The sequence below is a fragment of the Legionella rowbothamii genome (genome assembly GCF_900639985.1).
In the GTDB taxonomy this organism is placed as follows: domain Bacteria; phylum Pseudomonadota; class Gammaproteobacteria; order Legionellales; family Legionellaceae; genus Legionella; species Legionella rowbothamii.
Genome location: NZ_CAAAIM010000015.1, coordinates 20,825 through 37,198 on the forward strand (window position 1 = coordinate 20,825; position 16,374 = coordinate 37,198).

The following is a 16,374-nucleotide window of genomic DNA, read 5'->3' on the forward strand; positions in this document are numbered from 1 at the left end:
ATTAAATAAAGGTTCTCATGTTGGTATCCCGTTTATAAAGGTTGAAAAAAAATAGCTTAACCTTTACTATAAAAAATGATTTGAATACGAATTATATCAACAGAAATAAAAATAAGAGTGTTATTTGTAGTATCTAAGTATTCAAGATCGTTATGGGAATATCCTCAAAAAGTAGTAACTCAATTACTAGCACTCTCTTAAAAATTATAAACAAAGGAGGGTTATCGGATGGATAATCAAATTAATGACCTTTTAACTAGAAATACTTCGCAATTGACGAGTGCCTCGGAGAATGAGGAAATTTACTTTAAAAGTAATGGTATTTTAACGTTAGGAGTGGAAATTGAGCTGCAACTCATCAATGCTGAAGATTATAACTTATGCTCAAGAGCAACTGAGGTACTTAATGCCACAAAACATCTCGAAAAAATTAAACCAGAGTTTTATTTAAGTACTATCGAAGTGAATACGGATAAATGTAGTTCTGCTCAGGAAGTCGAAGATGATCTTTATAAAACACTGGGATCACTACAGCATGCAACAAAAGAGCTAGGGGTTTTATTTTCAACAACAGGGTCTCACCCATTTTCTAAATATTCTGATTGGCTGGTTTCTCCCACAACTCGTTACCAAGAGTTAATTGATCGTAATCAATGGCTTACACGTCGTATGAGCGTCTATGGCTTGCACGTACATCTTGGCATGTCCAGTGGGGAAGAATGTATTCGTTTTAATAATTTTTTTATGTATTTTTTGCCACATTTATTAGCTCTTTCTTCAAGTTCTCCTTTTTGGCAAGGAATTGATACAGGGCTTGCTGCCTATAGGCCAACTACTTATGAAGCCTTACCTACGGCAGGTCAGCCTTATCATGTTCAAACTTGGCAAGATTTTGAGAGCCTATATAGGACATTAAAGTTATGTGGGTCAATTAAGTCACTGAAAGACTTGTGGTGGGATTTAAGACCAAGCCCTGGTTTTGGAACCTTGGAAATTCGTGTCTGTGATGGTACTGCGACTCTTGCAGAAACCCTTGCATTAGTTGCGCTGATTCATATGCTTGCCCATTGGTTTGCTGATAATGGGAGTTGGTTGGAATCGGTCGCCTGCCCCCCTTATTGGCTTTCTCGTGAAAATAAATGGCGAGCCATTCGTTATGGACTTGACGCTGAATTATTAATGAATACAGAAGGAAAAACTAAGTTAATGCGTGAGGATATCAATGAGTGGATTGAAAAATTAAATCCCTACATCAAAAAATTTAATTATCAAACATACTTTTCTACTCTTCAAATGATTATGGACGCCGGAACTAGTTCCGAACGACAACGTAAAGTATTTGCTCATAATGAGAGTCTTACTGATATTGTAAAGCACAATATTAGTGAGTTTTTACTACAGACTCCTCTTTATAGACGTGAAACGGTACTTACAACTTTGTAAACTTCATTCATTGAATAAAACATACATTGAGGAAAATCTACATGAGACGGGTAATTTATAAATCAAAAAAACTGGGTGATGTACTTATTAGAAATGAGTCGAATCAGTATTCAATTTTTTCGAGTAAAGTAGAGGCTAGATCCCTTAACCAAGAGGGGGAGGACGATTTAATTGAGAAATATACTCGTCTTTTAGGAAATCAGGAAAATGTAAGGTTATTTGGCACAGGAAAAGCTTGGACACCGGAAGAGGTAAGAGGTTTCATAAAAAATGAACTAAAGGAATGGAATTCTGACAATAAATTTTCTGTGTTTTCCATTTATCATTCAAGCACCCAAGAGTTTATAGGGTTTCTGCAAGTAAGGCATGCGCTAGATGATTTTTCCCATGTTGGAGAGGGCCATTCAAATGTCGGTGAAATTGCTTATATTATTGACAAAGATTTTTGGGGAAATGGTTACGGGACTGAACTTGCTATTTTGGGAAAGAAATTTATTAAATATATTATTTCTGAAAGTGAACAAACTTTAGAAAGAGACATTAAAGAAATTGTTGCTACAGTTCATCCTGAAAATGAAGGTTCAAAAAGAATCCTACAAAAAACACTGAAACATCAAGAGCCAGAGGAATTTGCTAAATTTGGTGGTCAACCCCGGTTATTGTTTTTTAAACCGTTAATAAGCAGCATGGTTGTGCCAGAACAGGCAGAACGAACTAATTTTTTAATTTCCAAATTATAAATTGACGTCATTGTGAACGAAGCAATCCAGAAACAAATTTTAATGAAGTACTGTTCTGGATTGCTTCGTCAAGGCCTAACGGCTTAAGGTTTTATACTTCCTAGTTATTAAATAATAGAAAAAATCCTTTTTTACGTGCGCAGCTAATTTGTTTTTATAATTTGAATGAATTAAAGTTGTTTAGGAATTACCTTTTCTGCATTACTCTGAAAAATAGTTCTGAATCTAAAAAAGAATCGAGCCAGTTTTGTAAATTCGCGTATTCGCTTTGCGCAAACCACCAGGTCTTGTCTACCATAAAAAATTGCCTAATGAAGGGAAAGAGGGCAACATCCGCCAAGCTTATGTGTTTGGCAAGCAGGTAGGGTTGGGATATTAGTAAGGAATCTAACTGCTTAATATAACTATGGGCTTGCTCACGGTAACTGCCGGCGACTATTGGATCTTGGGAATATTTATAGCAATCCAGAATAGGCTTAAATTGCGTATCATTTTGACGAATTAACTCATCACAATATGATTGAAGTTCTGGTTTCAACCAATTATCAGGATCGGATTGTTTTAACGCCCACATCATAATATCAATACTTTGATCGATAATACGGTTATCTTGCAAAACTAAGACTGGAACAGTGCCTTTGGCTGAGAGCTCTAGTAATTCCGTGGGCTTATTTTTCAAATCCACCTCATATTGAGTTACGGATATTTGGGCATAAGCGAGCGCCATCCTTGCTCGGATAGCATAAGGACAACGTCTAAATGTATAAAGTACAGGGCTATCCAATAGAACCTCACTAGTATATTGAAATGTTGATGTCAGGATTTTCTTTCATCCATATTGTGTTATATAAGCCTACGTTTTTTTATTGTATTTTTACCTTTCTATGTAGTGTTTTTTATACACTTTATTGATGAAATCCTTTTGGCTCGCTTACCAATCAATGCACTAATACGTTTGATCTACTGATTGCAGGCTGATTTATTCTTGATTGGTAGTCCCTAGGAGCTTTATGCTAAATCACTATAATCCTCATTATAGTAAGACAATTTTTTTAAACGTTCCACAACCATCAATGCACGTTGTTGTTCACCATTTTCGTACCGTAATTTTGCTAGATAATTTAAATAAAGCTCGGCTTGCTCAGCGGGTATAGGATAGTTTAAACCTTGCTCTAAAATGTGCTGTGCTTCTATAAGTTCTTGCTGAGCAACTAATAAGCGACAAAAGGTTATACGGCTTAAGCTATCATGAGGATCTTTGCGCAATGTTTGATAAAAAAAGGCCTGGGCTTGCTTGGGGTTATTTAATAATAATTGCACTAAGGCACGTTGAGCATAAGGATGGGCATAATAAGGGTTGATGGCTATAGCTTTTTCTATGGCTTGGTTCGCCTGCATGGTAAATTGGTGAAGCTGGGTCTCGTGTTCAGCATGTTGACCTAGTTGCAAAAGAATATCTGCTCGCTGACTGTAAAGCTCTGCTGATTTGCCCCAAGCTAAAGCATGCTGATTTTCTTTTAAGGCAAGCTGATATTTACCTTTTTGCATGGCTTCTTCTGTACTAGCGTTATAATGACTCATGAGCAATAATTGTCCCCAGTTAATGCTCATGAAAAGGAAAAACAATCCAATTAGGCTGTTGAATATCCATTTACTCCTACTTGAGAAATTAATGACTCTAGTAGTAATAAGCTGTTCTTGTTTCAGTAGACGATGCAAGCAGCCTAAATAACATCCTAATAATAGGTTCATGCTGGGAACATAAAAATTAAAATCCACCATACTATGCAGCGAGAAGCTCATCAAGGCAGTAAAACAAATCACTAAGCGAATATGCCGCTTCGGATCTAATTGATTTTGCCGTAAGCAATAACCGATAAAAGAATAGCCTATGACTATCAAGAGGCTCAATAAGATCAATCCTCCTGGCAAGCCTGTTTCGATTAGTAATTGTAAAAAATCATTATGAGCATATTGTAATAAAGAGCCGTCTCCTGGAAGACTAAAGGCGGGATAATAATGCATAAAATTAAATATCCCAATCCCATGCCAAGGGCTGTTTTGCCATAAAGCCCATGCTCCTTGCCAAATAATCCAACGTGATTTTTCTCGTTGCAAAAGCACTAGACGATGTTGGATTTCAGGTTGGGAAAAAAGACCTAAAATTCCGATAGCGAGCAACAACAAACCGAGAAAATTTAGGAATCGTTTTTTAACTATTAATTTACGCAGCAGCCAAAACTCCAAAAGCAATCCACTGCCCAAACTGATTAGGACACCGCGACTAAACGCTGCGAATAAAGCGATTAACAAAATAAAAATACTAATCCCTAAAAGGCCAAGGTAAAAAGCATGATGCTTGCCTGTTTCTTTTTGAATAGGCTGGGTTAAAAAGTGGCCGTTAATCGTTAATAATGTGAGCATAAAAAACGCTGCTGCAGTATTTTTACTCATAAAAAGACCGCAAGGCATTTGACCTAAAATAAAAAATTGGAACAATGCATAGCAAGCATTAATTATTCCCAGTAACCAAAGGGTGTAAAAAAATACCTTCCATAAGCTTGTTTTTGATTGGTCGGAAATAAAAAAAATAAAGATCCACAAACTGCATTGAAAAATACCAAATAAACTACTGAGAGGTACCCATCCTAATAGGGGAGGAATGCAAATCCACAGCAACCATAAAATCAGTACGATATGAAGAATGGTGAGCTTACATTTAACTTGCTGGCATTGTGCAGAGAAATAAACCAAAGCTGAGGCTAAAATCAGGGTATAGCTCATCCCTAAGAGGAAACTATCTTGAGTGCTTTGCCATAATACGGCAAGAGATAATAGTAGGCACAACATGCCTGCTTGGTAATAAGCTTTAAGCTTTATCAAAATATCCGGCATGTTGTACTGTTCCCAGGTTAGGCTTTAGAAACCCACTTTCCTTGGATGAAGGGACCATTTAAAGAAAATTCGTGGCTAGTCGCAGTGGTCTCAAGATTAAAGACATCACCAGGTAACTGGGTATACATATTGAAATAATGTTGCAACATCCAGCCTGCAGTCAGGTCGAATTGCCCCCTATTCATATTTAATCTATAGCTTGCGCCAACTTTCATATCGAGGCCTGGAACTATTCTTGTTGTATTACTAAAACCAGTAATAGGACGAATTATAGAGCTGCGAAATTCACCGGATAATTTAGTTCGTGCCTTTCCAATTAAAAGCGAGGTGGCTCCTTCAGCAAATATAGATAAATTATAAGGTAGTGCTCGTGTTAATTTGCCGCCGAGACGCGGACCTATACCATCATATTTAGCATTTAAGGAGGTGATTTGATATAAATTTACTGGGCCATTGTCTAATTGTTGAGAGGCTGCTACTTGACGAGTAACTTGGCCATTCGCATATTGAAGGCCGCCATGAAGTCTAAGCCCAGTTTGACTGCCTAAGTTCACACTTTGCGCCATTTCCAAATTAACAATATCAATTCTGGGTTTTAACCGGAATGCTTCTATACTCGTAGACGCAGGAATGCCATCTGCGGTCCCAGGGAAAAATGCTGTTTTGCTTGCTTGATAGTTATCAATATAGTGCAGCCAGTTCAAATTAATATCATTGCCGGTATTAAAATAATAGCCTGCCGTCAAGGTAAATCCCCAATCCCAAGGAGAAGATAGATTGCTATAATGTTGATTATCAGCGCTAATAAAACCGCTTACTATATAAGGATTTAACAGCAAATTCGAAGAAGGCCTAACATACAAAGCCCCGCCACCAATTTCCCATCCTTGCTGTGCACAAGGAACTGTCACTGCCTCTTTAGCGCACCCCATAGTACCAGCATAGCTGGTGCTCACCGTGAATAATGTCAATAAAAACTTTTTAAACATGATAATCCCTAATCCATTGTTTATACGTGGTTTAGTATAATGAAGTCGAGTAGAAATTAGAATATAAATCGTAAGGACCCTGATTACGTGTAATTTTAAATTGCTATTTGTTAGCGTCCCTTTAACCTTTTTTGCTTCAAAATAATTTAGTTTAATATTCCATAAGGTATTTTCATTAATGTCTGGGAACAAAATTCGAGGTGAGAGTCGTTTTAGCTGCGATACCCAAATCATTTAAATGAGCTTGATATTAAATTCGTTGCGCTGCATCGGACAGAATAGTTCAATAATTGGCCTATATTCCTTTTTTTCCGAGAATAAGCGGAACTCACAATCATCATTGAGTTGTGCAATAGTTTCTTGTGGAAGGTCTTCTTTATTCATGGCATACAAAAATTGTCGAAACGCCAATTGCAGAAGGGGTGGCTTTTCGTGAAAAAAGTTTATTTGAGTTGGCATGCGTTCTTCAATTTTTCTCGCCAAGAAAGCGAAAACTTCGATGATATTCTGCGCATGTTGATTTTGAGTCTCGCTTAAAGATAACGCTGTGGTGGTATAAGGTGTATAAGTAGGAGGAGTTAAAATTAAGTCCATGAGTTCATTTGTTAACAAATGTTTGTTTTGGGGGGTAATTAACAAAATGCTCTGAACCATAGATGTGAAGTCGTATCCAACTAGTTCGCCATAATTGATTATGTTTTGCCAATTTTGCTTCGAAAAACGAACAGTGATTTCTTTAAAATGTGATAAAAACATAAAAAATGTAGGACTGCTAAAGAAGGGCTGAAATGGTTCTAAATAAGTTCGTACCGGCCTTGTAGGAAGGTTTGTTAAATCAACCTTGCTTAAAAAAACAGGGACTATTTCATCTACGATGCTGTCAATGGCATCTTTAGGGAGCATTTTTTTGATGGATCTGTTCACTAGGGGAAGGGCTTGTTCGGCTAGGTACGTTGATCTTATGTATTCCGGAATAGAGGGTTCTTCAACGTTCGGATGGCTGTCTATTTTTTTCTTGATCTCTGCAATAGGTTGTTGGAAAAAATCAACGCCGTATAGAGTAACAATATCTTTTAATATTATCGTTAATTGGCGGTGGCTTTGTTGAACGAACAATAAAATCATTTCAGTATTGACTGATATTTCTTGGCCCAGTAAAAAATTAATTGCAGAAATAGATTCATGTACACCATAGCTAATTGAATGCTCTGCTACTAAATTTATTAGGTCAACTAAATTGATAACAGATTTAGGGGGGGGCGTAAGAGTTAGGCGGGCCTTCATTTGCTCTAATAATGCATCTAGGTTTATTTGATAATTTGTTTCGATAAATGCATGTTTTGATTTAAGGGAGTGAATAGCCATGATTAATAAATCAATAATCCGGTTGTGTCGATATCGTTCTGGTTCCGAGTTTCCGGATGGATAAGTGATTCTACTATTGATATATGACCACACACTTTCTTTTTCAGTACTATTAGGAATTATAGCAAAGTCGTTTATTTTTTCGAAAAGGGAAGAAAGTATTGCACTACTATTAATAGCAAGGCTTTTATTAATAGCTAAGTTTTTTAATGCGGGGCACAATTCATTTGTTAAGAAGTAAAGAGCCCCTGGCTCAAATTGGCATAAGGCCATAAAGTGGTAATAGGCATCGTGCATTGCAATGCTAAGTTTAGAGCTTTCGGTGTGATGTACTGATACTACGTTATTCTTCACCCATGTCGAATAAAGACTAATCGGATGACAATTGTGTTGATGAAAATCTCTGTGCAGCGTGTCTACGTTAATTTGACCAAAAATAGGTTCCATTGTCACTTGATGAGTTGGGTTGCATTCTTGTGCCAATGCTCGGATGAAACTAATAGACGGTACTATTCGCGTATCGTTAAATGGTGTTGCTGAACTTACATTGATACGCCCGCCTGGCCTAATTGTGTTATAAAGCAGAGGATCATCGTCACGGGTAGCGGTTACTTTAAAAAAAATGCTATTAATTCCCGATAGGGAATCAATTATCTGTTTAAGCCTCTCTTTAGGTACCATAGGGAAATCTTTACGCAATTGTTTAATATATTCTCGAAGCAGTTTTTTGTTTTCCGGTAAGTTCGTGCTAAAGAGTTTAATTTTTTCGGGATAGCTCTGTAAGGCCGCATGAATAAAATAACTTTGTAAGAAATCATCCTTATCAAGACAGGGTAGGCAATGCTGATCTTGTTCTCTTATTTTTATATGACTTAAAAAACCAGATAAATCTTCTTCTACACCAGGATAGGTTAATTGTTTATTAATATAGAGATAGGAGAGATAGGCGTATGTTAAATACAGTTCGTATTGATTATAGGGTTCGGTAGTATGGTTTTCTGCTTGAAAAAAGGGGTGCTTCAGGTCAGGTAGGTTTAATGACTGAATTAGATCACTTAAGTCTTGATGTTTAGCACTATCTAATTCATTGATTTTTTTAGTAAGACGGCTGTTTTTAATATACCTAACTAGCATTTCACACCCCAAGCGCCACTCTTCTATCTATTTTGCTATAAAGTTTGTGTTTAGAATCATTATCGTAGAATATTTGGACAGTTATCGCAAGAGGATTTGTTCTTTGGGGGTGCTCGCTCAATGTTTACTAAACTGACCTTGATGAAAGTCGGCTGCTGGCAATTTAAAAGTTATTATATCAAAAAACAATTTATTTATATTATTCGCCAAAAACACATTCTACGAATTCCCAAATTAGTTTTTTCCTAGTTTGAGGTTAGGAAATTCAAAAGGACATGGAATAATTTTGTATTGGGTAAAATTGGATCGAGAGCCCTTATGTTATAAATTGCTGTGAATAAATAGCGCCCTTCTTTGCCTGTAACCAATCAGGAAAGATGGAATTATCCCGTTAGGTGCTATGAATCGGTTTTGCTGAGAATGCAGTCCAGTGGGGTAGTTCCTGATTAGTGTTTTACTCGCCAAGCCCAAGAGTTTTGTTGTGGGTTAGCTCTATGCCCAATAGTTTAATTTTTCCTTAAGAAAGATAAGCTAAAATTTATAACACATTGGCTTTAATTAAGTTGCTCAAGCATGAAATTTTGTAGAAAATTTATTAATGGTATCGATTCTATTAATTTTGTTGGGCCTTCGTCTGATGTTCTTAAAAAATTGTTAATTGTATTTGCTTACCAAGAGCTAAAAAGAGAACATGAGCAACTTTTGAGGCAGTTATCAGACTTACCAGAGGGCATTCCTGATAATTTTGTAGCGAATGAGCAGTTAGAAGAATACAAAAAAAAGCAGAGAGAATTTATAGAACAAATAGTGATCCGGATGAGCGCTATTTCTGATGAATATAACCATTCTCTTGAGCTTAGCGTGGAACCCATTATTGATGATTTGCCTGCGTTTATTAAATTACTTGCGCAAAATTTTCGTGATATAAAACACTTGGCTTACACGCTTTCTGATGCGCCATCTACCATTAAAAAACTACAAACTCAATTGTATATTGAGGTGCTCTCTAAGTTGGAGCATGAAGAACAGGAAGTTCAGTTACAAACATTATCATTGTCAAATATTCAAGACATGATAACTCAGGCTATTAGCCTTTATGAAAATAACTCACATGATGTTCAATTGGGTAATCAATGTCAACGAATTGTCCATATGGGTTTTTATGAAATTATAAGACGTGATTGCAATAATGTATCTCTGAAGAGCGAATCTAATAAATACATTGAATATCAACAGGTTATAGGTCTTTTGCATTCTAAATTAATCAATGTTAATCAATCCCCTGTAATTGATAATCTTAGTCAATATAAAGCCTCTAATGGAAAATCTATTGGTGATTTGTTGGTAGAGGCTGAAAAAAAATTGCAAATAGGTATAACAGGGGACTGGAGCAATGATGAACGAATCAACGCGTTTAAAGCAAGGAAAGAGCTGTTTCATGCATTAAGGTTTGGCCAGGAAGATCGCCGAGAATATGCAAAAAAGACACAAGCGAACCTCATACGTGATTTATTTTGGGCTAGAAACATCAGAGATATGGAGTTATTTACTAAAAGCAAAGTTACTGATGATGTTTTTGCTAGTCTCGCCCAAAAACGATATTTGCAAGAGGATGTAGTTTTTAAAGTACAAAAAGAACCGAAAGCTTATACGCCTGGTCAGGATCTAAAGTTCATCAAGTTTCAGGATATTCTAGCCGAGGTTTATCAGGGGGCCAAAGACAAAGGGCTTAAAAAAGGCGGCAATACTGATAAATTCAATGCAAGTGAACCTAAAATTGAGCAACACATAAAAGATACATTTAAAAAACAGTGTGTGAACCCAATCGTCAAATTGTTGCCTAATGGAGAAATAGAGGTCAATTTCTCTTACTTCAATTGTGATGAGGCATTTGCTAAAAAGCTGATTGATATTATTGGAAAGAATGGGGGGTTTAGGCGAGTGCTTGAGAAAGCATTAATGGATGTATTTCTCAAGGAATCAACTGTTACGAGTAAAGTCCAGGGAGTTAGCTTAAGAGGTAGATCACTTGTAGCTATAGAACGACAAATTGTGGGAATGACACACTCTGGTGAGCTCTCTGAAGAGCAAGCTCAGGCCTTCTTAGAACAATTAGCTACAGTTAAAAGCCAGATTAATAAAACTCAAGTATCAGAAATTAGCCATTTAAACTTAGATAACAGTGATGAATTATTAGTACGCAAGTTATTGGAATTGTATTCTGTCTATGGTTATCAACAAGTTAAAGATGCCTTCAATGCGCCTACCCCTGCGATTAAATCGCACGTTTCATTAACCCTGGAAACGGCATTTAAACACCTTCAGGCTGGTCATTTTAAACAAGCTTTAGAACTATCGGGACTTGATGGGTATTTGAACGATGCATATCAAAAACTATCCCAATTAAATCCTTCTGAAGCTGCGGAATCAGTTAAGCCCATTATTGAAAAATCAATTGTAATTTCTTCCTCTGCACGAGAAAGGCAAGAATTGTCAGAAGAGTTAGAGAATGCCTTTAAATCAGGAAGTGATATTGCTAAGAAAGTTGAAGCGATATTTCTTAAAGAATATCGTTCTATGGTACCCACATTGAATTTAAAAACGCCTGAAGAAATTACGTACATGGAAGAGCAAGTTAAGATCATGGCAGAAGAAATGTCTCGATTGTATGAGCGGACGGAAAAAGGTGAACCTTCCCTAACGGGTGCAGAACAAGATGCTTATTTTTCTATTTTAAAAGAAATAGCAACTGCCATAAAACCTGCTGATATTAGTGGTGTTCAATTCAAGGTGCAACATTCTGTTACAGGTCAATTTACAGTAAAGGTTTCGGATGAAAAAGGACAGCAGGTTGCCTCAGTTTCTGTTGATATTGGTGGAATAAAACTTCCTTATTCTTTGGTGAAACCTGCTGGTGGGGATTTTATTTTTTCGTATGGTGGTAGTCGCGGGATTATCGCCCCCTTTGAAGGATTGGACGAAGCCTACCGTGGGGGTGAGAAGAAAGGACGTTTATTTACTCATAGCAAACTGTTGGGAGTTGGCCAATACGGCTCAGTAAAAGAGGTTGAAAGCTTATTATCCGGTTTAAACCAAATCATTAAAAAAGGATATGTACCTAATAATGATGCGGCACCTACTTTTCAAGACACCAGTCGTAACGATCTAAGAACACGACCTATTACAGCACGTGATGATCCTTTATACCGAATTGAAAGCGATATTCTGCAGAATTATTCCAGGGCAGCGCAAGAAAAATATGGGCTGATTTCTGGTGGCACTCAGTATTGGATCAAAAATGATAAGGCTAGAATGGCTGGGAGATTGTTTTCCAAGACCGGCACCCCTCGTCAATATCTAATTTTAACTGAACGTGCAAAAGGGGAGACCTATGCTGATACGGCTAACAAGAAATTAAATTTATATACTAAGGCTGATATTGCTTATCACGACCCTATAAAAAGAGGGCGTTCTAGCGCACAAGAAGCGCTCGATTCTCTCAAAGAAAGTCTTGAGTTATCGCAAGAAATTGTTAGAGAGGCCCAACGATTTGCCGATTTGGGTTTTTCACATAATGACATTAAGCCAGAAAACTTCCTTTACAAAAAGAATCCTGATGGTAGTTATCAAGTAAAATACATTGACTGGGCAACTGGAGGATTTGAACGAATTCAGGAAGGACAGAAATCAAAATCGGTTGCAGAGGTTTTTGCTGAGATATTCGGTGCTGACTTGCCAAACAGTACTAATCCCGAAGGGAATAAATGCGTTGACGCTAGTGGGCGCTACATAGAGAAAAGTGATGAAGGTTTTCGTTATGGTGTGGACCCAACGTTACAGATCTTACATGGCGCGCGTAATGGCACTCTACCTTATATTAGCCCTACCGTGTTGGGGCACGACCGAAGTGTACAGCCTGCGTCAGATAGTATACCTAAGCCTGAATTAAATACCGTGTTAAAAAATAGCCAACCGGATATGGATGATTGGGCTTTAACGACCATGATTTTTGGTATTTGCAACCGTCAGGCCTATTTTACTTTAGTAAAAGGACGTGCTGTCACCGATTATATTGTTCCCGGCATTTTAGATATTGATGGAAAAAAACCATTGGGATTAAAAATTGTTGATGTAGCTAAATTCAATCAGTATTTTGCTTGTGGCATGGATGTAATACAAGAAAGTGACGTATACAGTAACAAAGATGCAGTGATGTATATTCCTTCCAACCAGCGTGAAGGAGAGCCGCTCCATTTATATCGTCGTTTACAAATGATCCAGGATTCATTACGTGAATCTTTACGGGCTCAAGGAGAGATACTAGAAGATAATCCTGAGCACCAAATTCTCAATGATATTAATGCCATTTTAACTCGAGTTCGTAGTGTAGTTGGTAGTGGTGAGGGGTTTAATAAAATCCAGCTTAAGGACATTATAGCAGCGTCACAGCAATGCATTAAACGCTACGAAAATCTTCATAATCTTGGGTATAAGCAGTCACTTGAACATGCCGAGACATTACAAGCGATTTTTAACGAGCACGCTCGATCTAACTTAAGAGCAGATGAGTTGTTAGTCGAGGTAGGCGAATTAAAACGAATGGATATTTTATGCACCTATCCAAAGACAAAAGAGCAGATAGAGAATGCAATTGCAATTTTAGATCAGGCAATTGATGAGCCTCAGTTTAGTGATAAATTTATTGGGGAGCATGCCCCATTTAGATCATTATTAGCGGAGTCTATATCTACAGGTCAAAATCAAATTCTAAATTCCTTGTTAGGCAAAATAACCCAACCTAATCAGGCATTTATTGGTCAAGTCAAAGCGAATGGTTTACTGCATTACGCCGCAGAACAAGGTATGACCGATGTTTTTTCTAATTTAATTAAGGCTTTAACTAAGGCGGGAGCAACCTCGGAAGAATTATTCGAATTAATGATGACTGAGTATGGTCCAACGAAACAAGTTAAAACGGCACCTTATATTAAATGGTCAACAAATGGCTTTCATATTGCTATTCGTAATAACAATAAGGAGCAATTAACTACTATTCTAAATTTGTTACCTAAGGGGCACGCTTATGATGAGTTCATTAATCAAGCACTACATCTTTGTGCTGTACTGGGGAATAAAGATCTATTTAACCAAATACTCACTAAGTACAATGAGCTAAATTCTGGAGTGGTAGATCAGATTAATCCACAAAAAATGCTTAAGTTGGTTTTTCCACCAGATGGCATGTCTCCTTATCATTTATTTTTAGCCGATGAAAATACTTTAGAGGCCATTCCTTTTGCTCAACTTCAAGCAATGGTCGATGTTGCAAAAATATTCTTATTAAAGCCACCCGTTGAAACGAATGCTTATCCTCTTTTGATTGCTGCAAAAAATGGTAATTATTCTGGGGTAAAAAATCTCATTCAATTAGCTGATGACATTTCTCTTTCTAAGGCTGAGTTTACACAACTGTTTACTCAACGTGATGAAGAAGGCAAGAACTTATTTAATTACATTTTAGAACAAGGCCAGTATACCGTTCTGACCGCAATGTTGGCTCATATTAAGGCCAAATGCGAAGAGCCAGAGAAGGTTCTGGTTCACTTACTAAGTAATCCACATCCAGTAAATCCGCTAAGAAATTTTTTAAATTCTGAAAAGAGTGAAACGAATCAATTTAAGATATTAAATCAATTATTTGATGAAATTTCTCCAGATTTCAGAACAAAAGAATTACAGCAATGCCGTATTGTTGCATTATTAGTTAATAAAGATTGGCTGATTGAAAAAGCAAGTAACTCTAATAGCCATCCAGCATTACGTGATTTATTACATAATGATAAGTTATCAACTGAACTGAAACTGGGGCTATTTAAAAAACTGGTTGATGACGCGTCAGAAGATACGGCAAAAAAATTCTATAGCAAATTGTTAAAGGAAATAACACCTCGTGTAGAAATAGATGTTCAAGTTGTGGCATTAAATTTACCTGTTAAAATCTTACAAGAGGTAGCACGCCAAGGTAATGATTTGAATTCATTAATTGCTACTTTAGTACCGGACCAGGATTTACTAAATAGATTAAGGGAGCAAGTACAAAGCTTAACTCAAGAGCAAGAAAAGCTAGGCGAGTTATTACTTGCTGAGCAATCCACTATAAGCCAAACCAAAGAAATGCTACGAGTCCAAGCAAGGCAACTGGATCTTGCAGAAGATATGGTGCGGAAGTTACGTGCAGAGGGTGATACGAAAGCCTTTGCTTACACGTCTAAAGTCGATGAGTTGCAATTAACGCTTGCCAAAAATGATGAGCAATCCGAGAAAGCAGCCCAGATTTTGCGCGAAACCCAAGAGCAGCATCAACTGGACTTAGAGCAACTTGAAAGGCGCCTACTCTTGGCAGAAAACGCTCGTAAACAAGTTGTGGACGATCTGGTTCGTGTGCAGGAGCAATTAGAGGAACAGGTTTTAGCCGTCCGCGGCTTAGAACATCAGGTGGTGGAATTAAGCAGACAGAATCAATTCTTGCGATTGGAGTTGCAGTCTTCTCAACAAAACACAGCAGAGGTTGGCGGGGAGTTGGCCCTGCACCAAAAAGCCGCGGAGAGCGCTCAGTTAGCTGCCCAATCGACTTTAAATGATTTGAAGTCTTTGCAAGAAGAACATGCACGTTTGCGTGATAAAGCACTGCAGTTGGAGGAGGCCAACCGTAAGTTGTCCTCGCAGGTGGTGTCCTTAGAAGCACGGGTAGATGAATTCAGTGAAGAGCAGGCGCACTTGCACATTTTATTGCGTACCGAGCAAGAGACGGTGACGCAAAGCAAAGAAATGCTAAGGGTCCAGGCCAAGCTACTGGAATCTGCAGAAGTGAAGGTAAGGCTGTTACAGGAAGAGGCTGAAGCAACGGTTCTTGCTCATGCGCGTAGAGTAGAGGAATTGCAATCAGCGATTGCCCAAAATGATGATCACTCCGAGGAAGCCGCTCGAGTTCTGCGTGAAACCCAAGAGCAGCATCAACTGGTTTTGAGGCAGCTCGAGCAACGCCTACGCTTGGCAGAGAGCGCCCGTGAACAGGTTGTGAATGAGCTGACCGGGGTGCAAAGCGAATTAGAGGAACAGGTAAATGCGGTGCGCCGCTTAGAACAGGATGCGGGGGAATTAACTCGTCAGAACCAAGCCTTGCGCTTGGAGTTGCAGACTTCGCATCAGAGTACGGAAGAGGTTCGTCGAGAGTTAAGTGAGAGGTTGGCCCTGCACCAAAAAGCTGCGGAGAGCGCTCAGTTGGTTGTCCAATCGACTTTAAACGACTTGAGGTCTTTGGAAGAAGAACATGCGGGTTTGCATGATAAAGCACTGCAGTTGGAAGAGGCCAACCGTAAGTTGTCCTCGCACGTGATGTCCTTAGAAGCACGAGTAGACGAATTCAGTGAAGAGCAGGCGCGCTTGCACATTTTATTGCGTACCGAGCAAGAGACGGTGACGCAAAGCAAAGAAATGTTAAGGGTCCAGGCCAAGCAACTGGAATCTGCAGAAGTGAGGGTAAGGCTGTTACAGGAAGAGGCAGAAGCAACGGTTCTCGCTCATGCGCGTAGAGTAGAGGAATTGCAATCAGCGATTGCCCAAAATGATGATCACTCCGAGGAAGCCGCTCGAGTTCTGCGTGAAACCCAAGAGCAGCATCAACTGGTTTTGAGGCAGCTCGAGCAACGCCTACGCTTGGCAGAGAGCGCCCGTGAACAGGTTGTGAATGAGCTGACCGGGGTGCAAAGCGAATTAGAGGAACAGGTAAATGCGGTGCGCCGCTTAGA

Annotated in this window: 7 protein-coding genes; 3 read left to right on the forward strand and 4 right to left on the reverse strand. The window is 38.3% G+C overall.

The annotated features are described in order from the left end of the window. Positions 1–228: 228 nt before the first annotated feature. Together E1P08_RS16220 and E1P08_RS16225 are read left to right on the forward strand one after the other, a co-directional pair. Positions 229–1,443: a carboxylate-amine ligase gene (locus E1P08_RS16220; protein ID WP_133138015.1), complete on the forward strand. Its 1,215-nt coding sequence runs from the start codon at positions 229–231 to the stop codon at positions 1,441–1,443. A 41-nt stretch (positions 1,444–1,484) separates the two neighbouring features. Further along, positions 1,485–2,183 (forward strand): GNAT family N-acetyltransferase, encoded by a 699-nt coding sequence (locus E1P08_RS16225; protein WP_133138016.1) that lies wholly within the window; start codon positions 1,485–1,487, stop codon positions 2,181–2,183. Between the two features lie 187 nt (positions 2,184–2,370). Here the strand turns inward: E1P08_RS16225 and E1P08_RS16230 are convergent, their stop codons facing one another. The 4 genes from E1P08_RS16230 to E1P08_RS16245 form a co-directional block, all read right to left on the reverse strand. Further along, the gene (locus E1P08_RS16230; RefSeq protein ID WP_133138017.1) at positions 2,371–2,967 is read right to left on the reverse strand and encodes a glutathione S-transferase N-terminal domain-containing protein; all 597 of its coding nucleotides are present in this window, start codon (positions 2,965–2,967) and stop codon (positions 2,371–2,373) included. A gap of 224 nt (positions 2,968–3,191) precedes the next feature. After that, positions 3,192–5,078: an O-antigen ligase family protein gene (locus E1P08_RS16235; RefSeq protein WP_133138018.1), complete on the reverse strand. Its 1,887-nt coding sequence runs from the start codon at positions 5,076–5,078 to the stop codon at positions 3,192–3,194. 17 nt (positions 5,079–5,095) lie between these two features. Beyond that, positions 5,096–6,067 carry an Lpg1974 family pore-forming outer membrane protein gene (locus E1P08_RS16240; protein ID WP_165485218.1) on the reverse strand — a complete coding sequence of 324 codons (972 nt, stop codon included), beginning with the start codon at positions 6,065–6,067 and terminating at the stop codon, positions 5,096–5,098. A 234-nt stretch (positions 6,068–6,301) separates the two neighbouring features. Next, positions 6,302–8,566 (reverse strand): hypothetical protein, encoded by a 2,265-nt coding sequence (locus E1P08_RS16245; protein ID WP_133138020.1) that lies wholly within the window; start codon positions 8,564–8,566, stop codon positions 6,302–6,304. Between the two features lie 573 nt (positions 8,567–9,139). Between E1P08_RS16245 and E1P08_RS16250 the strand changes: the two genes are divergently transcribed. Next, positions 9,140–16,374 (forward strand): coiled-coil domain-containing protein (locus E1P08_RS16250; protein ID WP_133138021.1); only part of this gene is annotated, 7,235 nt, incomplete at its 3' end.

Bases quoted from the DNA above. Each gene is read 5' to 3' on its own strand.
- E1P08_RS16220 (WP_133138015.1), top strand. From the start codon at position 229: ATGGATAATCAAATTAATGACCTTTTAACTAGAAATACTTCGCAATTG.
- E1P08_RS16225 (WP_133138016.1), top strand. From the start codon at position 1,485: ATGAGACGGGTAATTTATAAATCAAAAAAACTGGGTGATGTACTTATT.
- E1P08_RS16235 (WP_133138018.1), bottom strand. From the start codon at position 5,078: ATGCCGGATATTTTGATAAAGCTTAAAGCTTATTACCAAGCAGGCATG.
- E1P08_RS16240 (WP_165485218.1), bottom strand. From the start codon at position 6,067: ATGTTTAAAAAGTTTTTATTGACATTATTCACGGTGAGCACCAGCTAT.
- E1P08_RS16245 (WP_133138020.1), bottom strand. From the start codon at position 8,566: ATGCTAGTTAGGTATATTAAAAACAGCCGTCTTACTAAAAAAATCAAT.